This is a genomic window from Kistimonas ophiarachnellae, from assembly GCF_057552235.1.
The window spans coordinates 77,920-104,343 of the sequence record NZ_BAAJPA010000010.1; the positions used below are offsets into that span (position 1 = coordinate 77,920).

Here is a 26,424-nt window from a genome sequence, read left to right on the forward strand (position 1 = left end):
CAAAGTCATACAGCAATTGCGTAACCATCTGATACAATTGCAGGGTGATAAAAAGGGCGTATGGCTATAGAATACGTCCTTTCATTTTCTCACTTCAGTCGTTTTGAAGGCTTTTAGTCGACGAACCGGTCTGGATGGGAAACTCCATGGAATGACAAGCTTGATTGTGATTCCCGAAGGGTGGCTGTAAATATGCACGGTCAACCCCGGTTTGTTAAATAGCATATTAACCAGGAGTTTTATCATGGCCCTGTCTGCTGAAAAGAAAGCTGAAATCGTTAAGGAATTCGGTCACGCTGAAGGTGATACCGGTTCTCCTGAAGTGCAGGTTGCCCTGCTGACTGCCAACATCGAAGGTCTGCAGTCTCACTTCAAGAGCCACATCCACGATCACCACTCTCGTCGTGGTCTGATCCGCATGGTTAACCAGCGTCGTAACCTGCTGAACTACCTGAAGGGTAAGGACGTTGAGCGTTACCGTTCCCTGATCGAGCGTCTGGGTCTGCGTCGCTAATTGTTGCTTGCGCGACGACTGAGTTGCTTTCTCTGCTGCCTGTCTGACAGGTAGCTGGCACCGCTATCAGCAGCCGAATGGTGAGCTTATAGCGGTGTTTTTGTATGGGTCGCCGATACATTTTTTGTCATGGGAAATGTTTATTTATCGGTGCCTCTTCTGTTTGTGGGTAACGGCTGTTCCCGATAGCAAACAGAAGTCGTATGCTTGACGGATGTGCCCACAGGTAGCGAATAGTATTAATCGCTACACGGGGACATTGTCAGCGAAAGAGAGGGCCTTTGGGCATTCTCTGTTTGAGGTGGATTGGCTCAAGGCTGATCGAACGAATCGGGTGCAATCCCGAGTGCTGTGTTGCAGCTTTCCGGATTGCATCCTGTATACCGACAGTTCGATGAGTCAATCGGTATCTTGTATTGAAAAAAGGAAATGACCGTGAACCCGGTTAAGAAACAGTTTAAGTTCGGTGATACCGACATTATCCTGGAAACAGGACGTATTGCGCGCCAGGCGTCTGGTGCCGTGCTGGTCACTATGGGGGATGTGTCAGTACTGACAACCGTTGTGGGTGCCAAGGAAGCGAATGAGGGGCAAGACTTTTTCCCTCTGAGTGTTCACTATCAGGAAAAAACCTACGCAGCCGGCCGTATTCCCGGTGGCTTTTTGAAGCGTGAAGGGCGTCCGAGTGAAAAGGAAACCCTGACCTCCCGCCTGATTGACCGTCCTATCCGTCCCCTGTTCCCCAAGGGCTTCATGAACGAAGTACAGGTTATCTGTACAGTTCTGTCTACCGACAAGAAGAATGACCCGGATATGGCTGCCATGATAGGTACCTCTGCGGCGCTGGCAATCTCCGGTATTCCCTTTGGTGGCCCGATCGGTGCAGCCCGTGTTGGTTTCACTGAGGAGGAAGGTTACATCCTGAACCCCAGCTTTGAGCAGCTGAAAGAGTCTGAGCTGGACATGGTGGTTGCCGGTACTTCTGATGCCGTCCTGATGGTCGAGTCAGAAGCTAAGGAGCTGACCGAAGATGAAATGCTGGGTGCGGTGCTGTACGCTCAGCAGGAATATCAGGCTGTTATTCAGGCGATCAACGAACTGGTGGCAGAGGCTGGTAAGCCCGCCTGGGACTGGCAGCCTGCTGCAGAAAATACTGCACTGATCGAGCGTGTCAAAGGTGCTTATCAGGGACGTATTGCTGAAGCTTACCAGATCGCAGAAAAGCAGAAGCGTAACGATGCACTGTCTGCACTGCGTGCCGAGGCGGTTGCTGAGCTGTCTGGTGATGAAGAAGGTCAGGCTGATGCGAAGAGTGTCGGTAAGGTTTTCGCCAGTCTTGAAAAGAACCTGGTGCGTGAGAACGTTCTGGATGGTCAGCCACGTATTGATGGCCGGGATACCAAGACGGTTCGTCCGCTGCACATTGAAGTCGGTGTTCTGCCCAAGACTCACGGTTCGGCACTGTTTACCCGTGGTGAAACTCAGGCAATCGTGACCACAACCATGGGTACCTCCCGTGATGCGCAGCTGGTTGATTACTTGGAAGGCGAGCGTCGTGAGCCCTTCATGCTGCACTATAACTTCCCACCATTCTCTGTGGGTGAGTGCGGTCGTATGGGGGGCGTTGGTCGTCGTGAAGTGGGTCACGGTCGTCTGGCTCGTCGCGGTATTCAGGCCGTGCTGCCGAATGATCAGGAATTCCCCTATACGATCCGTGTTGTCTCTGAAATCACTGAGTCCAACGGTTCCAGCTCCATGGCTTCTGTTTGTGGTTCCAGTCTGGCGTTGATGGATGCCGGTGTGCCACTGAAGGCGCCGGTGGCCGGTATTGCCATGGGTCTGATCAAGGAAGGCGAGCGCTTTGCGGTTCTGACCGATATCCTGGGTGACGAAGATCACCTGGGCGATATGGACTTCAAGGTAGCGGGTACCGCTAACGGTGTTACCGCGCTGCAGATGGATATCAAGATCGATGGTATTACCGAAGAGATCATGGATATCGCGTTGGAGCAAGCGCTGCAGGCGCGTCTTCACATCCTCAGCCAGATGAATCAGGTGATCAGTGAATCTCGTCCTGAGCTGTCTGAGAATGCGCCGTCTACCATGACGCTCAAGATCGATACCGACAAGATTCGTGACGTTATCGGAAAAGGTGGTTCTACCATCCGTTCCATCTGTGAAGATACCGGTGCTTCTGTTGATATCGACGATGCCGGTGTGGTCAAAATCTATGCCGATACCCGTGAAGCTTGTCAGGCCGCTTACGACCGTGTTTACGGTGTAACCGCTGAAGCGGAGATCGGTAAGATCTACCAGGGTAATGTCACCCGTATCGTTGAGTTTGGTGCATTTGTCACCATCCTGCCGGGTCAGGATGGTCTGGTGCACATCTCCCAGATTGCGGAAGAGCGAGTCAACGATGTGAATGACTACCTCAAGGTGGGTCAGCAGATCGACGTCATCGTGATGGATGTTGATGCGCGTGGTCGTATCAAGCTGAGCATGAAGGAAGTGGCTCGCGCCAAAGAGCAGCAATCCTGAGAATGCTGAAATAAAAAAGGAGCCGAAAGGCTCCTTTTTTATGGCTTACTGAAAGCAGCGGGGCTGCTTCCAGTAAATCTTGCAGTTACTCGTCGAGGAAGCTGCGCAGGTGATCTGAGCGTGTTGGATGACGCAGCTTGCGCAAAGCCTTGGCTTCAATCTGACGAATCCGCTCACGGGTAACGTCAAACTGCTTGCCGACTTCTTCCAGTGTATGGTCGGTATTCATATCGATACCGAAGCGCATACGCAATACCTTCGCTTCACGGGCGGTCAGGCCTGAAAGAACATCGCGAGTCGCGTTTTTGAGGCCTTCGCCGGTTGCAGAGTCAATCGGCGAATCCATGTTGCTGTCTTCGATAAAGTCGCCCAGGTGGGAATCTTCATCGTCACCGATCGGCGTTTCCATGGAGATCGGTTCCTTGGCGATCTTCATGACCTTGCGGATCTTGTCCTCAGGCATTTCCATGCGTTCTGCCAGTTCTTCTGGCGTGGGTTCGCGTCCCATTTCCTGCAGCATCTGGCGCGAGATTCGGTTGAGCTTGTTGATCGTTTCGATCATGTGAACCGGAATCCGGATGGTTCTTGCCTGGTCTGCAATGGAACGGGTAATGGCCTGGCGAATCCACCACGTGGCGTACGTGGAGAACTTGTAACCACGGCGGTATTCGAACTTGTCGACTGCCTTCATCAAGCCGATATTGCCTTCCTGAATCAGGTCAAGGAATTGCAGGCCGCGGTTGGTGTACTTCTTGGCGATGGAGATAACCAGTCGCAGGTTGGCTTCAACCATTTCTTTCTTGGCGCGGCGGGCTCTTGCCTCACCAATAGACATCTGTCGGTTGATGTCTTTGATCTGGGAAAGCGACAGGGCAAATTCATCGCCGGTAGCTTTGAGCTTTCGTTGGGCACGCAGAATTTCTACACGGAACTGTTCCAGTGCAGGTGCGTAAGCATGACCTTCGGCAATAATGGCGTCCAGCCAGTCCAGGTTGGTTTCATTGCCCGGGAATTTCTCAATAAAGGTCTTGCGTGGCATCTTGGCTTTGCGGATACAAAGCTGCATAACCGTACGTTCGTTGAACTTGATCTGGTCAAGCGCATTCCGAACCCTGAATACCAGCAGGTCAAAGATGCGAGGTACCAGTTTGATCGGGATGAAAACCGTTGCCATTTCGGCAAGGGCGGTTTTAGCCTCCTTGCTGTCACGGCCATTCGCTTCAATCGCCTTCAGCGAGCTTTCCAGTCGATTGCGAAGTTCTGTGAAGCGCTCACGAGCTTCTTCCGGATCGGGGCCGGATGCCTGCTCGTCTTCGCTGTCGTCATCGCTATCGTCGTCTTCTTCGATGTCATCGTCATTGGCATCAATATCGTCAAGATCAGGCTCAGGAGTGTTGTTTGCAACCTCTGCATCCGGATCGATATAGCCGCTGAAGAGATCGCTGAGGCGGCCTTCTTCTTCGACGATGCGATCGTATTCATTCAATACGGTTTCAACAGAACCGGGGAAGTTGGAGAGTGCGGTCATGACTTCCCGCAAGCCTTCTTCGATACGCTTGGCGATTTTGATTTCGCCTTCCCGGGTCAGCAGCTCAACGGTACCCATCTCGCGCATGTACATACGAACGGGATCGGTAGTGCGGCCTGCTTCCTGCTCGACAGCGGCCAGGGCGGCGGCAGCTTCTTCAGCAGCCGCTTCATCGGCGTCAGCGCTGCTATCATTCATCATCAGGGTATCAGCATCCGGAGCGGTCTCGAAAACCTGGATACCCATGTCATTGATCATGCGGATAATGTCTTCGACCTGATCCGGATCGGAGATATCCTCAGGCAGATGATCATTGACTTCCGCGTATGTCAGGTAGCCTTGCTCCTTGCCGCGGGTGATGAGCTCTTTTAATCGGGATTGTTGTTGAGAATTTGCGGACATATCAACCCTATAACAGCGATGTGTGTGGTGCCGGCGCTTGACAGTAAGCGGTCAATTATAGCGTATGTGTGAAGTTGCCTGCCATAGGCATTGGCCTGTGCAGGTATTCGTGATCAACGTCCATTTTTTGCATGTCGAGCCTCCACTCCGCGGGCCGATGGCTGAATAAGGTTGCCAGAAGGCTATTGTTGCACGTTTGGCTGTCATGCTAAAGCGTCGGCACAAAGATTAGTCAATATCTGTCGTTAGTGGGGATTCTTTAACAGAAGTTCAAGTATTTTGTGATTTTTTTTGTCGTGCTTTTTCAGCGGCCAATCGTAACTGTTCCAGCGGGTTAAGGGTTTGGGTATCCAGCCGCTTTATAACGTCAGCTTCCAGTCGTGCAATGGTCAGGCAAAACTCTTCTTTTTGCAGGGCGAGATTGCTGATGGGAATATCGTTCTTGAGAAGCTCTGTCATACGGGTGCCCAGCTGTGTGCCATACCAGCTGCCGAGAAGTTTGTAAGTGGTCTGCTGTGGATTGCTTTGCAGGGATTCCACAAGGCTTACAAACTGCTGCATGTCGACGCTGTCGTCTTTGCGCAGCGTTTCAATATTAATTTCAGTCGCAAGCGAAGGCGTGTTCAGCAGATGGCGTAAAGCGCGATCTTGCAGACGCAGGCTGATTTTCGGGGTGCTGATCTCTTCCTGTTTTTTCTGCCAGGGTTTATCTCTATTAAATGTCTTTTTGCTGTTGAATGTCTGAGGTGTCTCTTGCCAGACGTCTCTGGGGTCGTCCTGGTATGTGGGTGCGTACTCGGTGGCAGGTTCGTACTGCTGCGAATGTGTCGGTGTGTCGCTGGATAATTTCAGGCCTATGGTTTTTTCAGCTTTTTTGTCGAGCAGGAGCTTATAGTTGCCTTCGGGTAGCTGCTGAAAATAAGGTTCTGCCATTTTTGCCAGACGCGCGCATCCATCCAGTGTTGTGGTGTCGACTTCGTTGGCCAGTTGTTTGAAGAAATAGTCGTCCAGCGTTAAGGCTTCATTGTGAATCCGTTTCAGGAAAGCGTCTTTACCTTCCTGTCGAACCATTGAATCCGGATCTTCGCCTTGTGGCAGGAACATGAAACGTACCTGTCTACCGTCGTGCATTTCGGGCAATGTGTTTTCCAGTGCTCGCCAGGCAGCTTTTCTACCAGCTTGGTCACCGTCAAAACAGAAAACAACCTGACTGGTCAGTTTGAACAGTTTCTCGAGGTGTTCACGTGTAGTGGCGGTGCCCAGTGTCGCCACGCTGTTGGTAATGCCCTGTTGCGCCAGGGCAACAACATCCATATAGCCTTCAACGACGATGATCTGTTTCAGTTCGCGGTTAGCCTGTCGGGCTTCATAGAGTCCATAGAGTTCCTGACCCTTATGGAAAACCGGTGATTCGGGTGAGTTCAGGTATTTGGGTTTCTCATCGCCAAGTACGCGGCCGCCAAAACCGATAACGCGTCCACGCTGGTCGCGAATCGGGAACATGATGCGGTGGCGAAAACGGTCATACAGGCTTTTCTTTTCCTCATGCTCAACCAGCATGCCGGTATCGGTAAGAAGCTTTTCCCGCTCAGGAGTGGTGCCCAGGGTTTTGAGCAGATTGTCCCAGCCCGGAGGGGCGAAGCCGATGTTGAACTGTCGGGCCGTTTTTCCATCAAGGCCGCGGTTGCGCAGATAGCTGATAGCCTGTTCAGAAACGCTGTGTGACTTCAGTTGCTCCTGATAATAATCCGCTGCTTTGGTGAGTAATTCATAGGCAGGATTAGGGCTGGTATGCTGGTGCTTGCCTCCATCTTCCCTGGGGACTTCCAGGCCAAGACGGCTGGCCAGCTGTTCAACGGCTACGGGGAAATCCAGGTGCTCCAGGTCCATGATGAACCCCAGGGCATTCCCGCTAGCACCACAGCCAAAGCAGTAATAAAACTGTTTTTCCTGGCTGACAGTAAAGGAGGGCGTTTTTTCCTTGTGGAATGGGCAGCAGGCCTGGTGGTTACGTCCGGCCTTTTTCAGGGGAACGCGGTCGTTGATTACGTCAACGATATCGGTGCGAGCCAGCAGGTCATCAATGAAATGTTGGGGTATCAGGCCAGCCATGGTCCAGCATTATCGCTATGAATGATTGAAGTACGGGGTGTTCGATTACTCGAATCAGAGTATCACAGGTTGGTTCGGTCGTGGTTGGAAATCTGTTGAGGGATTCGTTGGCGAAAGTATGTGCACTTTCGCCATCTCCAACGGATGCAGGTTGGTGCTGTCAGGCTATTGTCGTTAGTTGGACAGTCTTGCCTTGATCAGCTTGCTGACGACACCCATGTCGGCGGCGCCCTGTACCTTGGGTTTGATGACGCCCATCAGGCGACCCATATCCTGCATGGAAGCTGCGCCCGTTTCGGTAACGGCGGCTTCAATGATCGCGCTGATTTCATCATCGCTGAGTTGTTTGGGGAGGAAATCCTGCAGAACGACGATTTCTGCGTTTTCCTTGTCCGCCAGTTCCTGACGGCCGGCGTCAGTAAACTGGCTGGCGGCATCCCGTCGTTGTTTGACCATCTTGTCCAGCAGAGCCAGACCTCGACTGTCATCCACCTCGATGCGCTCATCCACTTCCACACGTTTGAATTCCGCCAGCGCCATCCGGATAACACCGAGACGGTCTTTATCCTTGGCGCGCATGGCGTCTTTCATTGCGTCAGTCAGACGGCTCTTCAAAGTGCTGTCAGTCATGGATCTCTCCGGCCTTGAATAAATAAAGTACTGTGCCCGCTATATGGGGACGGCCTTACCCCTATTCAAGGCGCCGGGTCAAACGACGAAATGCCGCAGCCGGTCGTATCAGTCGATCAACTGATTAGTACAGACGCTCGCGACGGCGATTTTCGCGCTGCACTTTTTTCAGATGCCGCTTGACTGCTGCAGCTGCCTTGCGCTTGCGAACTGTGGTCGGCTTCTCGTAGTGCTCACGACGACGCACTTCGGACAGAACACCGGCTTTTTCACAGGACCGCTTGAAACGACGCAGGGCAACGTCAAAAGGTTCATTCTCTTTAACTTTGACAGCAGGCATGCAGGCCTCACCTTCCTTAAAATATCAAGTAATGGGATGCCGTTTCCGGCAGTTTATTTCCACATAGGTACAGAGCCAATAGTAGCCGTACATAATGAAAGCGGCGAATTGTAATGAGTGATTGCTATAGCGGTCAAGCATAGTATTTGTCAAGAGGAACGCCTGATCACGCACTACAGCGCCGTGCTGTACCGAATACGCTTACCCTGTAGACCGGCGAATTCGGGAATAGTTTCCGTATTGGCACTGACAATCCGTGCAGGCCTGCGGGTAATGACGCTTGCCCTGATGCAGGCATCCTTTATTATTCCCAGCCTGACTTGACCAGGAATACGATGCACATGAAAGTCCTCGGGATTGAATCCTCCTGTGACGAAACCGGTATTGCCATTTACGACAGTGAAGCCGGCCTGCTGGGCGACGCTCTTTACAGCCAGGTGGATATGCACACTGAATATGGTGGTGTAGTGCCTGAATTGGCTTCCCGCGACCATATCCGGCGGGTGTTGCCGTTGATTCGTGACGTCATGGCGCAGGCAGAGGTCAGCCGTGAAGATATCGACGCGATTGCCTATACCCGGGGACCTGGTCTGATAGGTGCGTTGATGGTGGGTTCGGCCATTGCCAAGTCCATCGCCTTTACCTGGGATGTTCCAGTGATTGGTGTACACCATATGGAAGGCCATCTGCTGGCGCCGATGCTGGAAGAAACTCCACCGGAATTTCCCTTCGTAGCGCTTTTGGTGTCCGGCGGCCACACCCAGCTGGTATCCGTTGAGGGTATTGGGCAGTACAAACTGTTGGGTGAATCTGTCGATGATGCGGCCGGTGAAGCGTTTGATAAAACGGCGATGATGCTTGGGCTTGATTATCCTGGCGGTCCCAGGGTTGCAGCGCTGGCGGAGCAGGGTGTTTCCGGTCGATTCCGTTTTCCTCGTCCGATGACAGATCGCCCGGGTCTGGATTTCAGTTTCAGTGGCCTGAAAACCTTTACCCTCAATACCGTGCAGCAGCACACCATTGACGGTCAGGTTGATGAGCAAACCCGTGCCGATATCGCCCGGGCTTTTGAAGATGCCGTCGTAGATACCCTGACGATCAAATGCCGCCGCGCCCTGCGTGAAAGCGGGAAGAAGCGTCTGGTCATTGCCGGTGGTGTCAGCGCCAACAAACGTCTTCGTGAAAAACTGGGCGAAATGGCAGCTGGGGAAAACGCAACGTTATACTATGCGCGTCCGGCCTTCTGTACCGACAATGGCGCCATGATTGCCTATGCCGGCTGTCAGCGTCTGCTGGCCGGCGAGCGGGATGCTCCGGGTATCCGCCCCATGCCAAGATGGCCGCTTGAAACCCTTACCCCTGTGACTGATGGGAGCCGATAAGCCGTGGATAAGGTCCGGATTGAAAACCTGTATGTAGAAACCATTATCGGTTTTTATCACTGGGAACATGAAGAGCCCCAGCCCCTGCAGATTGACCTGGAACTGGGTACCGATTTTTCTGACGCCTTTGTCTCTGATGACCTGCCGGATGCGCTGGACTACGCCACACTCAGCCGGCGAGTAAAGCAGTACTGCCAGGCGAGCCGTTTTCATCTGCTGGAAGCCTTGTGTGGCGGTATCCTGAAACTGATTTTTACGGAGTTCGCCGTACAGTCCGTGAAACTGGTGATTCGAAAACCCCACGCCCTGCGGGATGCGATTCCTTCCGTTGAATGTTTCCGGACCAGAGAACAGATGGGCATCAACTGGCCGGCTGACAAGGATTCTGAGTGACACAGTACGCATTACTGGGATTAGGCAGTAACGTCGACCCTGAGCAGCATATCGCTGCCATGGTGTCGGCGTTGTCAGAACGATTTGGTCAGCTCTGGATCAGCTCGGTCACCCGAACCCATCCCGTCGGTGTCGAGAATGCGGATGACTTTCTGAATGTTGTAGTTGGCATACAGACTTCTATGAACGGTCGGGAACTGAAAGCATGGACCAAGCAGCAGGAAAAATTGCTGGGACGTGATCATGCTAACCCGATGGAGCATCGCAGAGCCTGTGTTGCTGATATGGATATTCTTGCGCTATGGAACGGCAAAGATAGCCTGGTTGATGCCTCAGAGTTTGTTAACGAGCCATTCTTTTTGCCGTTAGCCGATGAAGCGTTGGATTTGATGGAGAAAACCGACGCAGAGTTGGCAAAGACCTTTTCTGCGTCACCGATGGAAGATCGAGTCAGCTTGTTCCTGCAGGATGGTCGAAGCTTTGGACTATCTCCTGTACAGATGTCTCCGATAGTGGCATCAGGACGCCAGCGCAGCAGCAATGGCTGACAGGCGCTCCTGGCGAATTGCCGCGGCTAATGCCTGTCCTTTATGTCCCTGCTTGACCAGGGCCTGTATATCGACGGTTTTACAGGCGAGCGCTGCGGTTTCCAGCCAGTTTCTTTGCTGATGATTAGCGTTGACGGTATGAGCCAGTAACTCGCAGATCGACAGGAATTGCTGAAAACGCGCCTCCCGCCTGAATACATCCGTTTTTTCCAGCAGAGTTAGCAGGGATTCTGGCGAGGCGTCTTTCATGGCCAGCCATGTGGAAAGGTGATTGGCGACCAGTATGGCCATTTCGCGATACTCAACCGGGGCTTTTAAATCAGCACAGAAGGTTTTCAGTTGGTCTGCTGCATTAATGGCGGGCGTCTGATCTTCCCATGGGAGAGCTGCACAGACAAAGCGGGATACAGTGTCAGCCTGTTCTTCGGCAGCACGAGCCAAGGCGGTTCGTGGAATCGCTGAGTCATGACTGAAACCTGGCAACAGCATTGGCATCAATGCTGACAGGGCGCCGCAGGCGTTCAGTACATCAAAGAAAACGACGGGTGCAGGTTCTGCCAGTGCACGAACGGTTTCCTGCCAAACCCTTTCCGCGACCAGATAGTTCACTTCGCCAGAACTCACCATGAGCTTCATCAGTGCCATAGTTTCATCCGCAACCTGAAAGCCGAATGTTGCATAGCGCGCGGCAAAGCGCGCCGTTCTGAGGATGCGCAGAGGGTCTTCACGAAAGGCCGGTGATACATGGCGCAGGATGCGATTGTGCAGGTCTTCATGGCCATTGTAGGGGTCGATCAGCTCGCCATTATCCGTTTCCGCCATGGCATTGATGGTGAGATCCCGCCGGAGCAGGTCTTCTTCCAGGGTGACATCCGGTGACGTATGAAAGGTGAAGCCTGCATAGCCATGGCCGGATTTCCGCTCAGTTCTGGCCAGCGCGTACTCTTCACCGGTTTTGGGGTGGATAAAGACGGGAAAATCCTTGCCAACGGGGCGAAAGCCCTGTGCTTTCATGGCTGAAGGTGTGCTGCCGACCACAACCCAGTCACGATCCTTGACGGGAAGTCCTAACAGTCTGTCGCGTACAGCACCGCCAACAAGATAGATTTTCATGGATGACAAACAGTACCGGGAAACAAAAGAGGGGATATTGTAAAGGCCGGAGCACCTGTGTGGACAGGTTTGCCGACCAGAATCGTTTTCAGGGCAACTTAATCCTGCGTTACCCGGTTCACCTCTTCCAGGGTTGTGACGCCCTGCAGGACTTTGAGCAAGCCTGACTGGCGGAGGCTGTTAAAACCTTCCAGCTGTGCCTGCTCGTTAATCTGCAGCGAGTTGCCTTCTTCCATGATGATGGACTGCATACCGGGTGTGATGAAAACAACTTCATAAATCCCCACCCGTCCCTTATAGCCTTTGTTGCACTTTTCGCAGCCAGAAGGTTTGTTGGCGTAGAGAACAACGCCATCGAGCTGTTCCTCGGTGAAACCTTCCTTCAGGAGTGTGGCTTTGGGAATATCCGCTTTTTGTTTACAGGAACACAGACGCCGTGCAAGACGCTGGGCGATGATCAGATTGACCGATGTTGCAATATTAAAAGCCGGAACCCCCATGTTTTGCAGACGGGTCAGGGTTTCAGCGGCGCTGTTGGTGTGCAGTGTTGAGAGAACCATGTGACCGGTCTGGGCAGCCTTGATGGCAATATTGGCCGTTTCAAGGTCCCGGATCTCCCCGACCATGATGATATCGGGATCCTGCCGGAGGAAGGCGCGCAGTGCCTGGGCGAAGTCCATCCCCTGTTTCGGGTTGACGTTAACCTGGTTGATCCCTTCCAGGTTGATTTCAACCGGGTCCTCAGCAGTGGAAATGTTTCTTTCCACGGTATTGAGAATATTAAGTCCGGTATAGAGAGATACGGTTTTACCCGAACCTGTAGGGCCTGTGACCAGAATCATACCCTGGGGTTTATGCAGGGCGGTCATGTACATGTCTTTCTGGTCGGGCTCATAACCGAGCATGTCGATCCCCATCTGTGCGCTGGAGGGATCGAGTATCCGCAGTACGATCTTTTCGCCCCACAGAGTCGGCAGGGTGTTTACCCGGAAGTCGATCGCTTTGGTTTTCGACAGCTTCAGCTTGATCCGGCCATCCTGGGGCTTACGCCGTTCTGAAATGTCCATGGCCGACATGATTTTCAGGCGGGATGAAATCTTGGGAGATAATCCTATTGGTGGCCTGGACATTTCCTGCAGAACCCCGTCAATCCGGAACCGTACCCGGTAAGCTTTTTCATAGGGTTCAAAGTGTAGATCCGAGGCGCCTTTCTTGATTGCGGTAAGGAGCATTTTGTTAACAAAGCGAACGACCGGGGCTTCATTGGCGCCATCACTGGATATTTCTTCTTCAACTGCTGCGCCGTCTTCTGTATCAAGATCTTCGAGATCATCATCAAGGTCGTCCAATGCATTGTCTGGACCATCCAGAATTTTTTCGATGCCCAGTGCCAGTTGGTCCTGAGGGATCAGGATGGCTTCTGTATGCAGGCCGGTATTAAAACGGAATTCTTCGACAGCTTTTTCATTGGTCGGGTCGGATACGCCAATAAACAAGCGGGAACCGCGTTTGAAGAGGGGAATGGCATTATGCTGGCGCAGCATCTTTTCAGGGATCAGTTCCCGTGGCGCCTGGTTGAAGTCCAGTGCATCAATGTTAAGCAGAGGCATGCCAAACATCTCGGCATTGATAGAGGCCAGGATATTGGCATCGACCAGATTTTCCTGCACGAGATAGGTGATCAGTGGAAGCTTGTCCTTGCGGGCTGCTTCGACAGCACCGATGGCTGCGGCTTCATCCAGAAGGTTGTCAGTGACAAGGCGACGGGCAAGTCCTGTCAGTTGTGTGTCTGCCATATGCGGGGGAACTCTTGCATGTTTATTGTTTGACGGCAGTATTCATTCTTCGCTGTCCGTATATCCCTTAACTATAAAGGTAAGGTCGCGATTGGTCATCTGTCCTGTTCATGGCGGTGTGGTCAGTATTTGACAACAAGAGGGGCTATCTTGTTGATTTCTCCATTATGGCGGGCCAGGCATAGACAACATAATTATCAACAGGCGGACGATTAAGAATAAATTCGTTTGGTAGGGCAGAGAAGGGGGTGCCATGCTTAGTCGGGATGTTTGGTTACTTCACTCCAGCCTATGTCAGCTTCAAATTCATACTCTCTGTCGCAATATGAACGTCCGGTGTTATCAGCGCCGGGTGATGCAGAGACGATAGTGTTGCACTCCTGTTGTGCCCCGTGCGCGGGTGAAATCATGTTGGCGATTAAGGCGTCGGGTCTCAATCAAACCGTCCTTTTTTACAATCCCAATATTCACCCGGTTGAAGAATATGAAATGCGCAAAAATGAAAATAAGCGCTTTTGCGACAAACTGGAGATACCGTTTGTCGATGCTGATTATGATACTGATGCCTGGTTTGAACGGGTAAAGGGGCTCGAAGAGGAGCCTGAACGTGGCAAGCGATGCACGGTTTGCTTTGATATGCGATTTGAGCGGACAGCATTGTATGCGTATGAAAACCATATCCCGCTTATTTCCAGCACGCTGGGTATATCCCGCTGGAAAAACATGGCGCAAATTAACGCCTCAGGTGAGCGGGCGGCAGATCATTACAACAATGTGAAATACTGGACAATTAACTGGCGTAAGCAAGGTGGCTCCCAGCGGATGATTGAATTATCGAAACAGGAGCATTTTTATCAGCAGGAATACTGTGGGTGTGTCTACAGTTTGCGGGATACCAACCGTCACCGTCTGGCGTGTGGTCGGCCGCGTATCAAACGCCTGACCCAGTTCTATGGAGAGGATGATGAGCAGCTGATTGCCCGTTCTGCAGGATAGGGAGGTCTGTTGTGTGCTGGAGCGTGCCGTGAATGGGGGCCTTATCCCGTTAGTCGGTGATATGAACGTGCTGAAAAGACACTTTCGGGTCAAAGTAACCCGCAATAGAGAATCGTTCAATAGATTCCCCGTTGCTGTGTTTGACGCGAAAGAGAAACTCCATGGGAAAATCACCCTCAAGAAACTTTTCGCGATCAATCGTCCAGCTTAACAATTCATGTCCCTGGTAATAGCCCAGGTGAGTATTCACCATGTCCTGTAGATAAGCACTGTTGTTATCCGTTCGATAGAGCCACGCCCAGGGACTGATCAGGGAATAGCTACCTTTATGGGGCGGTGAGGTTTGTTGAAGAATGGCAACTGCGAAATTTTCATAGTTGGATTTAATGAGACCAATACTGAAAAGCACACCAAATGCAACCAAACTGACGTAAAGTGTCACCCTGATAGCAATAATGGTCCCTTTGTTAAATGCTGTCACCACGTTCATCCTTGATTCAGTATTCTTTAACCATAGAGGTTATGGGGCAGAATCGCTGACAAATGTTTTTTTAATTTCTTTTCGCTATTTAAATAATTATTTTAATTGTGTTTGTTTTTATTTGTGTTCGTTTGATTTATTAAAGTAATAAATATTAATGGCGAAATAATAATACGAGATTAATCTGGAAACTGGCTCAGTTTTTGCCGAATTAATAAGGCGATCTAAATCTGAAAATGGACTTTCAGGGAGAAAGGAAATGAGACTACACAGGGATGTGAAACAGCAGGGTTTTACCCTGATCGAATTGATGATCGTTGTGGCAATCATCGGTATTCTTTCCGCGGTGGCTATTCCTGCTTACCAGGATTACACCAAGCGTGCTCACGTATCAGAAGGCCTGAACCTCGCTTCCGGTGTTAAGGCCGCCATTTCTGAGTACTATGCAACAGAAGGCTCATGGCCGCTGAATAACTCCAGTGCAGGGTTGGATACTAGCCTGACCGGTAATGCTGTAACCGGCGTGCAGGTAGCCAACAATGTAATCACCATCACCTATAACCAAAAGGTGACTGCCGGTGCAACCTTACAGTTGACTGCTTCTGCAACCAGTGGCGCAATTACATGGACATGCGGTGGCGGTACTATTGATAAGAAGTATCTGCCTGCTAACTGCCGGAATGTAGTTACTACCCCCTAAGTCAGTTTGTGTTTGCGCCCTCCTGTAGGGCGCAGATTTATTCGTAGTTCGTTATTATTGGGTTAACGAAAACGTGGAAGCTATGCAGTAAGATGGTTTTATGATTAATTTTTGGCGTAGGATTGGTCATTAAGTTTTCTTAGGGTTGCGTTTTCGCTAAGTGGAAAGTCATCTATTAGAAAAATTGTTTGTGTGAATAAAACTACTGTTAGCTATGAAACCGTTTCGAGTTTTTCAGCAGAAGCAGAATAGTGAAAAGCTTCTTTTCTTGATAGTGACAGGGTGTGCGCTTTTCTTTCACGGTTACCCTGTTGATTGGTTATTTCCCTTTGTTCTTCTTCTTGTCTCTATGGTGCTATGGCGTGGGATGGGTGCAGAGTTATACCCAATATCGTTATTGCATGGCGTTTGTTTTATCTCACTGATATTGCTGTTTTTCTCTTTTCACTGGAGTGGTAATCCAGAAAATAGCCAGATTACTGCATGGCGGTTGTCAGCGGCATTGTGGTGCTTCTTTCTGTTAAGTCACAGGGAGAGTGATGCTCCAATTCTGTTTTCAATTGGTGTATCAGCGCTGTGTGCTGCTTTATTAGGACTGGTAGAGTATTGGCAGACAATGGCACGTGTAACCAGTGTCTTTTCTGATCCCAATGTTCTCTCCGCTGTCATGTATTCCGCTAGCTTTGCCGGTTTGTATTACTGGCTCTATTCAACCAATCATGGCTTGTCCCAACTTCCCAAAATGAAGGCTGCCTGTTATTGGGCTGGTCAGCTGTTACTGCTCTTAACCCTGTTTGCGACGAATTCACGGGGAGGGTTTATTGCGTGGGGTATGGGGTTGATTGGCTTGGTGGTTCTCAACCGGGTGACCGGTGCGAGGCACTCACAATTACTCATAAAGTATGGCCTTACCAGCATCATTGCCTGGGCAATCATAACAGTACTGCCCATGCTCTTAAGTCTTGAGATGCCTGTTCGTGATTATGGGGATTTATTGACATTGAATGGCCGTCTGCCTATCTGGCAGGCGTCATTGCAGCTGGTTGCAGATGCCCCCTGGTTGGGTAATGGCCTGGGGACGTTTCATGATCTGTACCCGTCTGTACGCACGGAGCTGATGACGGGTGGGAATCATGTACATAATGATTACATTGAGCTTCTGGTTGAAGGTGGCATCGTACTGATGGCGCTTTTTTGTTTATGGGCGGTCTTGCATCTCTGGTTGTTGATAAAAGTATTATTGCGGGGTGCTAATGCGGGTCGTTCCGGGTTTGCCCTGGGTATTCTCTTATGCGGCAATCTGATGCTGTTTTTGCATGCAGCAGCTAATTTTATTGTTTATGTTCTCTGGCTAAATGTGTTCATGGGAATGGTCTTTGCTCTTGTTTGTCGAATAGCCTGGCAGGAAGGTTACTTAAAACCGCCTCAATGGCATGCAATTCCCCGATTCTGTAACTGGTGTGGTGGTGTGGTAGTGCTCTTCATGGCAATGCAGTTTTCATTATCGGTGACCGCCCTGTATCTGTTTGATAGTTCCAGAGAGCGCCCCCAATGGATTGCCAACCTCAGTAGTGATCTGTCTGCCAATGCGGTAATTTTGGCGTTATCCCCGAGTAACCAGTCTGCGACGATTGATTTGATGAATCGGCTTAATGTCGTCATGGAAAATAGTCAGGATCGCCAGTTACAGCATCGAATTTTCAGGCAGATATGGATCATGGCGCAAATGCTGCGTGAGGATGCGCCATTGCGTGCTCGAAACCATCTGATTGCGGCACAGCTGATTGATTATGCACAAGCCCATGATATTCCGCTCCCCAACGATGCCGAAACCTTTGACCAGGCCTGGGAAAAAGCGATCGCATTGAACCCCGGTTATTTACAGGCCCATGTCGTCAAGGCAAAGCGCATAGAGCGGGAGGACGCTGAAGCTGCTTTCAGATTGTTAAAGGGGATTGGTCAGGGCTGGTTTCAGTTCGCGCCGGAAAAACAGGTGCAGCATTATCTGCAGATGTTGCAGTATCTGGTACAGCAGAAGTCGCTTCAACGTGATAGTTAATCGTTAGTCTGGGGTGTTTGATCGTTCCTTGACTGAGCGATCAAGCAGGCGAATAACAGACTGAATTTCTTCAAGATTCAGAAAGTGCTTGACCATTTCAGCCTGCTTTATGCCGAGTGCGGTTTGGCTGGCAATCTCTTCAGCTGATACTTCTACCAGCTGACTCCAGGAACCGAAATGTTCAGCCAGTTGCCAGGCGCGGTGTTTACCAATACCGGGTATGCTTAGAGCGATAAGTTGCCGCTGAAAGTCAATTTTAAGCCCGTCAGTAATGGCTTCGTGGATGCGTGTGGCGTTTGACTGGCTGAGAGTACTGTTCAGTACCATCCCTTCAGGTTTTAATTGCAATACGTCGGCGAGTTGCTGGATAGCGCCATTACGGATCAGCTCTTCCCGGGTAGTGGCATCAAGGCCTGCAATGTTGAGACCTTGCTGGCCAGAAAACCATGCCAGGCGTGATACAAACTGCTGGTGGCAGGCTTCACTGTAGCGAAGGCAAGTCCATGGGGTATAACGGGACGTATCTGGCACAGGAATGAAACGATCTCTTGTTCGATGAATAACCTTATCTAACTTGGGAATGGCGGCGCCTTTGAGAGCAATACTGACCAGATCTTTTGGTGCAATGTCTAACGCCTTAAGCTGTTTCACACTACCAACCGATACTTTTGTTATTGAAATGCCTGCTAACGTTGTTGGCTCCAACTGCAGTATCGCGGTTATTTTTCCGGTTCTGCCAATTGTGAATGTAATGTTGTTTATGGCCGTGACGGCGTTGCTGGCTGGAAACTTCCAGGCAATGGCCCAGTGAGGGTAACGGGCATTGTCTCCAAGTTGTGTCCGCACGGATGTGACGTCTGCTTTGATGACAATGCCATCCATAAGGAAAGGCATCGCTTCCTGTGATTGATAGAGCTGGTTTCTCCAGGCATCAGCTGCGTTGATGTCGGGCAAAGTCCGGGAATACTCAGAAACCTTGAAGAAATCCCAGTCAGCCAATTGTTGATGGCTTTTGCTGTCTCTTTCCCCATGATGATTAATCCAGCTCCATGGAAAGAAGTCTAGGATCGCCAGATTATCCGGCTCATGCTGATCGCTGTTCAGCATTGCAGCGGTAAAGTGCCGGGCGCTGACATAGTTATCCAGTTGATGGGTTACCCGATCCAGGCGGGCAAATATCTCACCATGCAGAACAATGCGTTCGAGTGTGGTTTTGAGCTCTTTGGGAATTTGAGGAATCATCCGGATAACGGGCAATATATTTTCACCCCACTCGCCATCACCCCGGGTTGAGGCCTGTACCAGCTTTCCGTTTTGGAAGACCAGTTCAGCGGCTATACCATCGACTTTTGGCTGGACAAGAACCGGGCTGCCAAGCTGGTGGATGTCTTCGATGAAACGTTGAAATTCTTGTCGGTTTTTCCCTTTCCGGAGGCTTTTCATGGGGACAATATGGCGGATATCACCCGATGAGAGGCTCTCTGGAATCGCACTTTCTGTTTGGGCGTTCAGGCAGTTTTGTAATGCTTCTCGACGCACTGTCAATGCATCGTATTCTGAATCGGTTATTTCGGGCAGGTATTGGTGATAGTAAAGCCGATCATGATGCCTGATGGTTGCATTCAGTGATGCCAGCTCTTTCGACAATTGCCCGGGAGACAGCGATTCACACAGATCTCCCGACGCATGTTCTGCGCAGATCAGCATCAATACGGCTGAGAAAACAGATCGTTTCATCATGAATCCCCACCTGTAACAGGCAGGGATATCGGCAGGAACGGTTCAGGCTCAATCTGTCAGGCGTGATAACCATCCGGATTGCGTGATTGCCAGCGCCAGGCATCGCTGACCATATCGTCCAGTGATTTCTCGGCAGCCCAGCCCAGCGCCTGGCGTGCCTTGGTGGGATCGGCATAGCAGGCTGCAATGTCACCCGGGCGGCGGTCAACGATCTCATAAGGTACAGGCCGTTCGGACGCCTGCTCGAAGGCATGAACCATTTCCAGCACGCTGTGGCCCTGGCCAACGCCCAGGTTCCAGGCCTGGATGCCGCAATTTTCCTGCAGGCGATGGATCGCGCAGACATGGCCCCTGGCCAGATCCTGGACATGGATATAATCACGAACACCGGTGCCGTCGGGTGTAGGGTAGTCGTTACCGAAGACGTTCAGTTTTTCCCGCTTGCCGATGGCAACCTGGGCGACAAAGGGCATCAGGTTGTTCGGAATGCCGTTGGGATCTTCACCGATCAGTCCGGACGGATGTGCGCCCACGGGATTGAAATAGCGGAGCAGGGCGATATTCCAGTGATTATCCGCTTTGTGCAGATCGGTCAGGATCTCTTCAATAATCAGCTTGGAGCGTCCGTAAGGATTGGTGGCAGACAGCGGGAAATCTTCCGTAATCGGCAGGCTGGCAGGATCCCCGTAAACCGTCGCGGAAGAACTGAATACCAGGTTTCTGACATTATTGTCGGCCATGGCCTGGCACAGGGTAATGGTGCCGCTGACATTGTTGTCATAATAAACCAGAGGCATTTCGCAGGATTCGCCCACGGCCTTGAGACCGGCAAAATGAATCACGCAATCAATGTTGTTCTCCTGGAACAGTTGATCCAGTAGTGCGCGATTACGGATATCACCCTCAACAAAACGAACGGTCTTCCCGGTAATCTGTTCAACCCTGCGCAGGGATTCCGCGCTGCTGTTGCACAGGTTATCAAGAACAAGAACGTCGTAGTCCTTTTCCAGCAGCTCGACGCAGGTGTGGCTGCCAATATAACCGGCGCCGCCGGTAACAAGAATTGTGCTCATAAAACGTCCTTGGTGTTGTTAACCGGTAATGCGCATGGACAGATCAACTGCCCGGCAATCCTTGGTTAACACACCGATTGAAATATAGTCGACGCCGGTTTCTGCAATGGCGCGCAAGGTGGTTTCTGTGACACCACCGGAGGCTTCGAGTTTTGCCTGACCGGCAGAAGTTGTTACGGCCTGACGCAGATCCGGCAGGGTAAAGTTATCCAGCATGATGATATCGGCGCTGGCGGCCAGGGCCTGCTCCAGTTCCGCCAGGGATTCCACCTCGACTTCAACCGGTTTGCCGGGTGCTTGCTGTCTGGCGGTGTCAATGGCCCGGGCAATACCACCGCAGGCGGCGATATGGTTTTCCTTGATCAGGAATGCATCATACAAACCGATGCGGTGGTTATGACAGCCGCCGCAGGTCACTGCGTATTTCTGGGCCAGGCGCAGACCCGGGATGGTTTTCCGGGTATCCAGTAATTGAACGCCGGTTCCCTCGACCCGATCAGAATAGTGTCGACAAGTGGTGGCAGTACCGGAAAGCAGTTGCAGAAAATTAAGTGCGCAGCGCTCAGCCGTCAGCAGTGAACGGGCAGGGCCGTGCAGGTTGAACAGGGTTTTATCAGCATTGACCTGTTCCCCGTCCGATACCAGCCATTCCACCTCAATGTCGCTGTCTACCTGCTGGAAAACCTCATCAACCCAGTAGCGTCCACAGATGACGGCCGCTTCCCGACTGATAACCCGGGCCCTGGCGGTGGCCGAGGCGGGAATCAGGCCCGCGGTGATGTCGCCGGTGCCAATATCCTCGGCCAGCGCATTGCGTACATTGAGAATGATGGCTTCCTGGAGCGCCTGTGATATCGGTGTTTCGGGGCTGATACTCATGCTATACCTGTCTCCGGCTGAGGCGTGATTATAGCGAGAGAGGTTGTTGCAGACCAATGGCTTCAGAGGCGAGAAATCGATGCTTTAAGGCAGAGCGGCCTCAATGATGCTGGGCATGTGCGGTTTTTCAGATAGCCGGGATTGCTGCAGGTTTAGTGTAATGCTGAATTCGGTACCAATGCCGGGGGTAGAGATGACGCTCATGGCGCCCTTGTGGTTGTTGGTAATAATGAAGTAAGACACAGACAATCCCAGCCCTGTACCGGCGCCGATATCCTTGGTGGTAAAGAAAGGCTCAAAGATACGCTTGCGGGTGTCTTCATCCATACCGGCGCCATTGTCACTCACCGTGAGCATGGCGTGATCACCCTGCTGACGGGTACGGATGACAATTTTGCCTTGCCAGTCCGTCTCTGTGCGTGCGCTGATGGCCTGGGCGGCGTTCTTCAGCAGGTTCAGCAGAACCTGCTGGATTTCATCGGTAATGCAGGGGACTGCCGTTAAGTCGTCGTCGAGATCCCGTTCCAGGCTGATGCTCATGAAATCGAAGCCTTTCTTCAGATCAAAGTCTGAGCTGGCAATTTCAACCGTGCGCTCAATGAGTTCTGACAAGTTGGTCGGCGTTAGCGTTTTGCTGCCGCGGCGACTGAACTGGAGCATATTCGAGACGATTTTAGAGGCCCGCATGCCGGCGCTGTTGATATTGTCGAGAAAGCGGGTGATTTCACGGTTTTCCAGGTAAGCATTGAGCATATCCAGCGGTAAACCAAGCGCATCCGCTTCTCTCTGGTTGGCGGGCAGTGTGGGGGAGATGCGTCGCCGGATGTTCTGGACGCCCTGAATGATAGCGCCCAGGGGGTTGTTGATTTCATGCGCCATGCCGGCCGCGAGACCGCCGACGGACATCATTTTTTCCGTCTGCACCATCATCTCTTCCAGCTGCAGGCGTCGTGTGATGTTATCGATGCGGATCACCGCGCCGTCATTGTCATCACCACTGAGTGGGTAGATGACAAGATCCAGGTGGTTTTCCCCATCAGCGAGCATCAGAGGCAGTTTTTCCACCAGTTGTGAGGTTTGCAGGTCGAGCGCCTGCTGTACCTTGGGCAGGCAGTTGGCCAGAAAAGGCATGAAGGTGCCCAGCGGCAGTCCCAGGGCGGTGTCATGATCCATATCCGCTAACTGGGTCGCCGCCTTGTTGCACTGGGCGACCAGCAGCTGCTCGTCGACGGCAATCAGGGCCGATGGCATGGAGTCGATGATATTGTTGAGATAATTCTGGAAACTGGTCAGTTTGTGTTCAGCCCGTTTGCGAACCTTGACCTCAAGCTCCAGTTTTTTGTTGGTCATATGGGTTTCGATGGCCAGCGCCTGGGCTTTCATGCTGGCCTGCTCAGCCTTGTCCCGGGCGTTGGTGAGCAGCTGATCCCGCGCCTCAATGCGGCTGAGCATGGTGTTGAACGCTTGGGCCAGAATGCCGATTTCATCGTGATAAAACTTCTGTGCGCGAACACCGTAGTTTTCTTCAATGGAAACGGTATTGGCGATCCGGATAAGGTGTAGAACCGGCTGGGTAATGTAACGACGCACCAGACGGGCTGCCGCACTGGTTAACAGAAAGATAAAGACAAGAATAATCAAAACGGCGATGGTCATCCCGGCATAGAAATCCATCGGCAGTGAGGGATCGGTTTCAATATAAAAGGTGACCGTCCCCCCATCGGCCAGATCAACCCGTGCTATATGCTGCGTTTCATGGCTGATTTGTTCCGGGGCTGTCTCCGGGATATTCGGGATATGCCCTTCTGAATCGCGAGTCGCGTATAAATGCCCATCCGTGTCATAGAGCGCGATACTGTTGATCAGTGAATATTCACTGGCCGCTTCCAATACTTCAGCCGCTTTTTCCGGGCTTTTGAGCAGGGTGTTCAGCACCGGTTCTTCAGACAGGATACGAGTGACAGCCTGAACGCTGGCAGGCACGAAGTTATTACGGGAGACCAGGTAGGCGGAAAGAATGAGCGTGGTACTGGCAATCAGGGCCACCGCCAGCACGACGCTGACCATGACCAGTATCAGCTTGCGGCTGATCGACAGTCGCGAGAGGTAGTCATTCAGTCCGGACATGGATGCCTGATGCCTGGTTGCCAATCGGATATCAGTGCTAGGTTACACAGCTCCTTACCCGCATGGAAACCCGTTGGGTAAAACCTGTCCGACGCTTAATGAATGCCCTGTTGTTTCAATTGTTCCATCAAGGCGTGGTGGGAAGGCAGTTCCATGCCAATTTGCCTGGCCTGATCCAGCAGAAAACCATTGATGAATGGCAGTTCTGTCAGGCGTCCGTGGCTGACATCCTGAAAGGTGGAGGAATAGTTGTTAGCGGTGTGTTGAAGGACTTCCCGGGTCTGTTCCTGCAGGTTGATATCACAGCGGATTTTAAGTCGCGTCATCAGGCGGGTTGTCTCTTCGCAGAGGGCTTTCACCTGCTGCCAGCGGTTCGGGCAGGACAACAACTCCCCATTCCGGCACTGGTGAACCGCTGTCAGGCCATTGATGGCACTGTTGATGGCGAGCTTCAGCCAGAGACGTTCCTGAATGTTATCGCAGGGATGAATCGTCAAACGGCTGATTGATGTTAATTCGGACAGCGGCGTCTCAGCAAAAGGGATCTTTGACGGGCTCAGTGAACCGATCCAGGTTTGTCCGTGTCCTGCATGGTGTACCGTCCATCTTGCCGGGTTATCCGGATTTTCTGAGGCTTTCCAGGCGCCGTCAGTGGTGGTGCCAGCCCAGACGTTATGCCCTTCCAGCAGTTCGTTGACAGCTTCCTGGCTGCCCATCCCGTTTTGTAGCAGTAAAACGACGGCATCATGGGCAAGGTGGGGGGCAATATCACGGACAGCCTGAAGGGTATCCCGGGCCTTTGTCGCTACAATCAGACGTTGGATTGGTGAGTCAATATGGTGTCTGTCGGCGATGGCAATATCGAATAATTGACGACGATGGTCATCAACCAGTTCAAGCTCAGGCTGTAAATGTGTGGATTTTCCCGCTATTTCCCGCAGACGTTGCTCCCGTAGAATCAGGGTGCATGGTTTACCACTTTCCCTGAGACTGGCAGCCCAGAGGCAACCAATGGCACCCGCGCCGAGAATAGTCCAGTGATCCGCCATGCAGTACTCCACGGTTAAAACGTCATCTGTCGTTCTATCGGGACGACAGTGTGAAAAAAATTGTCAACGGCGGGAACTATAACGCCTGACGGTTGTCTGTTGTCTATAGTTGTTAAGCCCATTTCTGTTTTATGTGAGTTGTATCTTGAACGCTTTCCTGACCAAGAAGAATCTGATTGTACTGGCCATCATACTGCTCGGCGCCTTTGCTGTTGTGCAACTGGATGTTGATGACCGTCTCTATGACTGGTACCTGAACAGGACAACCCCTGAGACTGCTCGTGAAGGCGCCATCTGGCTACCGGATTACCAGGTGGTGACCGAGGCAAAGACGCTGGCCGGCATCAATGATAATGCATCGGGTGTGTCCTGGAATCCGCTGACAAAAACACTGTTCATTGTGCTCAATGGCCCTAACCAGATTATCGAAATCTCCCTTGAGGGCGACGTGATCAGACGGATTCCCCTGGAAGGCTTTGAAGATGTCGAGGCGATCGTCTGGGTTGGTGGAAATAATTTTGTGATTGCCGATGAACGCCAGCAGAGTCTGGTCAAGGTCACGGTGAATCCTGATACCCGGGTGATTCTCCGTGAAGACTGCCCGAGTTTTACCCTGGACTTTGAGGCCGGTGATAACAAGGGGTTTGAAGGCCTTGCCTGGGATCCTGCTGATAACGGCATATTTGTGGTGCGTGAACGTGACCCCATGCGGCTCTATAAAATCCATGGTTTGGTTGGGGGGGGGCAGCCAGCAACCATGCGCGTTGAAAAATCTGAAGTCCTCAGCGAAGGCGCCAAAGCATTCAGTAATGACCTTTCCGGTTTGCACTTTGACCCTGAGACCCGTCACCTGCTGGTCTTGAGTGATGAATCACGCCTACTGACAGAGATGGATGAGCAGGGACAGCCTGTCAGCTTCCTGGAACTTTCCCATAACTGGCATGGGCTGAAGGAAAACGTGCCGCAGGCAGAAGGCATTACCATGGATGATGAAGGGAATCTTTACCTGATCAGTGAGCCCAACCTGTTTTATAAATTCACCCGTAAGGCAAATGGGCAGTGAAGTTGCCGTAAACCCTGTGTTCATGATTGACCTTCTATACTCAGGCGATACGTCCTGTAACCCAAGGAGTTAATCGGTCATGAGTGCGCATGTGTACAAAAAGGTGGAAATTGTCGGCAGTTCTGAGTCCGGTACCGACGATGCCATCCGCAATGCCATTGCCAGGGCATCGCAAACATTGAAACATATGGACTGGTTTGAAGTGGTCGAAACCCGCGGACATATTCACAATGGTAAGGTGGCGCATTATCAGGTCACGTTGAAAGTGGGTTTCCGGCTGGAGTGACAGTGTTATACCGTGCGTCTCGTATGCACGGTATATCGGGCATTGGGCAGGACAGCCCTTTAGGCTAAAATCGTGCCATTGAATCGACAAAGGGAGACAGGCGAATGCCGTCATTCGATATTGTGTCTGAAGTGGATATGCATGAACTCAGCAACGCGGTCGATCAGGCCAACCGTGAGTTGTCCACACGCTTTGATTTCCGTGGTGTTGATGCATCGTTTGAACGCAACGACACAACCATCACCATGACTGCGGATGCGGATTTCCAGCTCAAGCAGATGCTGGAAATCCTGCAGGTGAAAATGCATAAGCGGGATATTGATATCAAGTGCCTTGAAGTGAAGGATCATTACGGTTCCGGCAAACAGGTCAAGCAGGAAGTGGTTGTCCGCCAGGGCCTGGACAAGGAGCTCAGCAAGAAAATCACCAAAATGATCAAGGAAGCCAAGATGAAAGTGCAGGCGGCCATCCAGGGTGAGAAAGTGCGCGTCACTGGCAAGAAGCGGGACGACCTGCAGGAAGTCATTGGCATGCTGCGGGAAGCCAAGTTGGATATGCCGCTGCAGTTTGATAACTTCCGTGACTGAGATGCGTTGATCACTCCGCGGTGATCACATGAAAAAACGGCGTCAGTATTGCCCGGTTACCGGGGCTGGCGCCGGACTTCCCTCT

23 protein-coding genes are annotated in these 26,424 nt (G+C 51.7%); 11 read left to right on the top strand and 12 right to left on the bottom strand.

Going from position 1 to position 26,424, the window contains the following annotated elements; genetic code table 11:
• The first annotated feature begins 244 nt into the window (after positions 1-244).
• Both rpsO and pnp read left to right on the top strand, forming a co-directional pair.
• Entirely contained in the window at positions 245-514 is a 270-nt protein-coding gene (gene rpsO, locus AC27K1_RS13705; protein WP_395179729.1) for a 30S ribosomal protein S15, read from the top strand.
• Between the two features lie 435 nt (positions 515-949).
• Complete coding sequence (gene pnp, locus AC27K1_RS13710; protein ID WP_487151305.1) at positions 950-3,055, top strand: polyribonucleotide nucleotidyltransferase; 2,106 nt, start codon at positions 950-952, stop codon at positions 3,053-3,055.
• Positions 3,056-3,140: 85 nt separating this feature from the next.
• Here the strand turns inward: pnp and rpoD are convergent, their stop codons facing one another.
• The 4 genes from rpoD to rpsU all read right to left on the bottom strand — a co-directional run bounded on the left by rpoD (position 3,141) and on the right by rpsU (position 8,067).
• Positions 3,141-4,985: an RNA polymerase sigma factor RpoD gene (gene rpoD, locus AC27K1_RS13715; RefSeq protein ID WP_487151306.1), complete on the bottom strand. Its 1,845-nt coding sequence runs from the start codon at positions 4,983-4,985 to the stop codon at positions 3,141-3,143.
• Between the two features lie 270 nt (positions 4,986-5,255).
• Complete coding sequence (dnaG, locus tag AC27K1_RS13720) at positions 5,256-7,097, bottom strand: DNA primase (protein ID WP_487151307.1); 1,842 nt, start codon at positions 7,095-7,097, stop codon at positions 5,256-5,258.
• 174 nt (positions 7,098-7,271) lie between these two features.
• Positions 7,272-7,727 (bottom strand): GatB/YqeY domain-containing protein, encoded by a 456-nt coding sequence (locus tag AC27K1_RS13725; RefSeq protein WP_395181103.1) that lies wholly within the window; start codon positions 7,725-7,727, stop codon positions 7,272-7,274.
• Positions 7,728-7,851: 124 nt separating this feature from the next.
• Complete coding sequence (gene rpsU / locus AC27K1_RS13730) at positions 7,852-8,067, bottom strand: 30S ribosomal protein S21 (RefSeq protein WP_211827878.1); 216 nt, start codon at positions 8,065-8,067, stop codon at positions 7,852-7,854.
• A 341-nt stretch (positions 8,068-8,408) separates the two neighbouring features.
• Here rpsU and tsaD point away from each other — a divergent pair, with 341 nt between their 5' ends.
• The 3 genes from tsaD to folK are packed head-to-tail and all read left to right on the top strand — an operon-like array spanning position 8,409 to position 10,390.
• Positions 8,409-9,449: a tRNA (adenosine(37)-N6)-threonylcarbamoyltransferase complex transferase subunit TsaD gene (tsaD, locus tag AC27K1_RS13735; RefSeq protein WP_487151489.1), complete on the top strand. Its 1,041-nt coding sequence runs from the start codon at positions 8,409-8,411 to the stop codon at positions 9,447-9,449.
• Between the two features lie 3 nt (positions 9,450-9,452).
• Entirely contained in the window at positions 9,453-9,842 is a 390-nt protein-coding gene (folB, locus tag AC27K1_RS13740) for a dihydroneopterin aldolase (protein WP_395179724.1), read from the top strand.
• On the top strand, positions 9,839-10,390 hold the full coding sequence (gene folK, locus AC27K1_RS13745; protein WP_487151310.1) for a 2-amino-4-hydroxy-6-hydroxymethyldihydropteridine diphosphokinase: 552 nt from the start codon (positions 9,839-9,841) through the stop codon (positions 10,388-10,390). The genes folB and folK overlap by 4 nt, the downstream gene beginning before the upstream one ends.
• On the opposite strand, the gene AC27K1_RS13750 is transcribed toward folK, so the two are convergent.
• Both AC27K1_RS13750 and pilB read right to left on the bottom strand, forming a co-directional pair.
• Positions 10,361-11,503 (bottom strand): tRNA nucleotidyltransferase/poly(A) polymerase-related protein, encoded by a 1,143-nt coding sequence (locus AC27K1_RS13750; protein WP_487151311.1) that lies wholly within the window; start codon positions 11,501-11,503, stop codon positions 10,361-10,363. The genes folK and AC27K1_RS13750 overlap by 30 nt on opposite strands.
• A gap of 98 nt (positions 11,504-11,601) precedes the next feature.
• On the bottom strand, positions 11,602-13,299 hold the full coding sequence (gene pilB, locus AC27K1_RS13755; RefSeq protein ID WP_487151313.1) for a type IV-A pilus assembly ATPase PilB: 1,698 nt from the start codon (positions 13,297-13,299) through the stop codon (positions 11,602-11,604).
• A gap of 291 nt (positions 13,300-13,590) precedes the next feature.
• Between pilB and AC27K1_RS13760 the strand changes: the two genes are divergently transcribed.
• The gene (locus AC27K1_RS13760; protein WP_487151314.1) at positions 13,591-14,295 is read left to right on the top strand and encodes an epoxyqueuosine reductase QueH; all 705 of its coding nucleotides are present in this window, start codon (positions 13,591-13,593) and stop codon (positions 14,293-14,295) included.
• Between the two features lie 49 nt (positions 14,296-14,344).
• Here AC27K1_RS13760 and AC27K1_RS13765 read toward each other — a convergent pair whose 3' ends face one another.
• The gene (locus AC27K1_RS13765; RefSeq protein WP_487151316.1) at positions 14,345-14,776 is read right to left on the bottom strand and encodes a hypothetical protein; all 432 of its coding nucleotides are present in this window, start codon (positions 14,774-14,776) and stop codon (positions 14,345-14,347) included.
• Positions 14,777-15,035: 259 nt separating this feature from the next.
• Between AC27K1_RS13765 and AC27K1_RS13770 the strand changes: the two genes are divergently transcribed.
• Both AC27K1_RS13770 and AC27K1_RS13775 read left to right on the top strand, forming a co-directional pair.
• Positions 15,036-15,476, top strand: coding sequence for a pilin (locus AC27K1_RS13770; RefSeq protein ID WP_487151318.1), 441 nt, complete (start codon positions 15,036-15,038; stop codon positions 15,474-15,476).
• A gap of 616 nt (positions 15,477-16,092) precedes the next feature.
• Positions 16,093-17,535 carry an O-antigen ligase family protein gene (locus AC27K1_RS13775; protein WP_487151320.1) on the top strand — a complete coding sequence of 481 codons (1,443 nt, stop codon included), beginning with the start codon at positions 16,093-16,095 and terminating at the stop codon, positions 17,533-17,535.
• Positions 17,536-17,538: 3 nt separating this feature from the next.
• Here AC27K1_RS13775 and AC27K1_RS13780 read toward each other — a convergent pair whose 3' ends face one another.
• The 5 genes from AC27K1_RS13780 to AC27K1_RS13800 form a co-directional block, all read right to left on the bottom strand.
• Entirely contained in the window at positions 17,539-19,275 is a 1,737-nt protein-coding gene (locus AC27K1_RS13780) for a helix-hairpin-helix domain-containing protein (protein ID WP_487151322.1), read from the bottom strand.
• Positions 19,276-19,331: 56 nt separating this feature from the next.
• Complete coding sequence (gene galE, locus AC27K1_RS13785) at positions 19,332-20,348, bottom strand: UDP-glucose 4-epimerase GalE (protein WP_487151324.1); 1,017 nt, start codon at positions 20,346-20,348, stop codon at positions 19,332-19,334.
• Positions 20,349-20,366: 18 nt separating this feature from the next.
• Positions 20,367-21,227, bottom strand: coding sequence for a carboxylating nicotinate-nucleotide diphosphorylase (gene nadC / locus AC27K1_RS13790; RefSeq protein ID WP_487151326.1), 861 nt, complete (start codon positions 21,225-21,227; stop codon positions 20,367-20,369).
• A gap of 84 nt (positions 21,228-21,311) precedes the next feature.
• Positions 21,312-23,354, bottom strand: a complete 2,043-nt coding sequence (locus AC27K1_RS13795) for an ATP-binding protein (protein ID WP_487151328.1) — start codon at positions 23,352-23,354, stop codon at positions 21,312-21,314.
• Between the two features lie 95 nt (positions 23,355-23,449).
• A complete protein-coding gene (locus AC27K1_RS13800) occupies positions 23,450-24,403 on the bottom strand; it encodes a ketopantoate reductase family protein (protein ID WP_487151330.1) in 954 nt (317 codons plus the stop codon).
• A 145-nt stretch (positions 24,404-24,548) separates the two neighbouring features.
• On the opposite strand from AC27K1_RS13800, the gene AC27K1_RS13805 reads away from it, so the two are divergent.
• The 3 genes from AC27K1_RS13805 to AC27K1_RS13815 all read left to right on the top strand — a co-directional run bounded on the left by AC27K1_RS13805 (position 24,549) and on the right by AC27K1_RS13815 (position 26,339).
• The gene (locus AC27K1_RS13805) at positions 24,549-25,466 is read left to right on the top strand and encodes an SdiA-regulated domain-containing protein (protein WP_487151331.1); all 918 of its coding nucleotides are present in this window, start codon (positions 24,549-24,551) and stop codon (positions 25,464-25,466) included.
• 79 nt (positions 25,467-25,545) lie between these two features.
• Entirely contained in the window at positions 25,546-25,752 is a 207-nt protein-coding gene (locus tag AC27K1_RS13810; protein ID WP_487151332.1) for a dodecin, read from the top strand.
• Between the two features lie 104 nt (positions 25,753-25,856).
• Positions 25,857-26,339: a YajQ family cyclic di-GMP-binding protein gene (locus tag AC27K1_RS13815; protein ID WP_487151334.1), complete on the top strand. Its 483-nt coding sequence runs from the start codon at positions 25,857-25,859 to the stop codon at positions 26,337-26,339.
• Positions 26,340-26,424 lie beyond the last annotated feature (85 nt).

What these genes read in the sequence shown, in the direction of transcription:
- tsaD (WP_487151489.1), top strand. Translation starts at nt 8,409, where the DNA reads ATGAAAGTCCTCGGGATTGAATCCTCCTGTGACGAAACCGGTATTGCC.
- AC27K1_RS13800 (WP_487151330.1), bottom strand. Translation starts at nt 24,403, where the DNA reads ATGGCGGATCACTGGACTATTCTCGGCGCGGGTGCCATTGGTTGCCTC.
- galE (WP_487151324.1), bottom strand. Translation starts at nt 20,348, where the DNA reads ATGAGCACAATTCTTGTTACCGGCGGCGCCGGTTATATTGGCAGCCAC.
- AC27K1_RS13815 (WP_487151334.1), top strand. Translation starts at nt 25,857, where the DNA reads ATGCCGTCATTCGATATTGTGTCTGAAGTGGATATGCATGAACTCAGC.
- pilB (WP_487151313.1), bottom strand. Translation starts at nt 13,299, where the DNA reads ATGGCAGACACACAACTGACAGGACTTGCCCGTCGCCTTGTCACTGAC.
- AC27K1_RS13775 (WP_487151320.1), top strand. Translation starts at nt 16,093, where the DNA reads ATGGCACGTGTAACCAGTGTCTTTTCTGATCCCAATGTTCTCTCCGCT.
- AC27K1_RS13795 (WP_487151328.1), bottom strand. Translation starts at nt 23,354, where the DNA reads ATGTCCGGACTGAATGACTACCTCTCGCGACTGTCGATCAGCCGCAAG.
- dnaG (WP_487151307.1), bottom strand. Translation starts at nt 7,097, where the DNA reads ATGGCTGGCCTGATACCCCAACATTTCATTGATGACCTGCTGGCTCGC.
- rpoD (WP_487151306.1), bottom strand. Translation starts at nt 4,985, where the DNA reads ATGTCCGCAAATTCTCAACAACAATCCCGATTAAAAGAGCTCATCACC.
- AC27K1_RS13750 (WP_487151311.1), bottom strand. Translation starts at nt 11,503, where the DNA reads ATGAAAATCTATCTTGTTGGCGGTGCTGTACGCGACAGACTGTTAGGA.
- rpsO (WP_395179729.1), top strand. Translation starts at nt 245, where the DNA reads ATGGCCCTGTCTGCTGAAAAGAAAGCTGAAATCGTTAAGGAATTCGGT.
- AC27K1_RS13725 (WP_395181103.1), bottom strand. Translation starts at nt 7,727, where the DNA reads ATGACTGACAGCACTTTGAAGAGCCGTCTGACTGACGCAATGAAAGAC.
- nadC (WP_487151326.1), bottom strand. Translation starts at nt 21,227, where the DNA reads ATGAGTATCAGCCCCGAAACACCGATATCACAGGCGCTCCAGGAAGCC.
- AC27K1_RS13780 (WP_487151322.1), bottom strand. Translation starts at nt 19,275, where the DNA reads ATGATGAAACGATCTGTTTTCTCAGCCGTATTGATGCTGATCTGCGCA.
- AC27K1_RS13770 (WP_487151318.1), top strand. Translation starts at nt 15,036, where the DNA reads ATGAGACTACACAGGGATGTGAAACAGCAGGGTTTTACCCTGATCGAA.
- AC27K1_RS13810 (WP_487151332.1), top strand. Translation starts at nt 25,546, where the DNA reads ATGAGTGCGCATGTGTACAAAAAGGTGGAAATTGTCGGCAGTTCTGAG.
- rpsU (WP_211827878.1), bottom strand. Translation starts at nt 8,067, where the DNA reads ATGCCTGCTGTCAAAGTTAAAGAGAATGAACCTTTTGACGTTGCCCTG.
- AC27K1_RS13760 (WP_487151314.1), top strand. Translation starts at nt 13,591, where the DNA reads ATGTCAGCTTCAAATTCATACTCTCTGTCGCAATATGAACGTCCGGTG.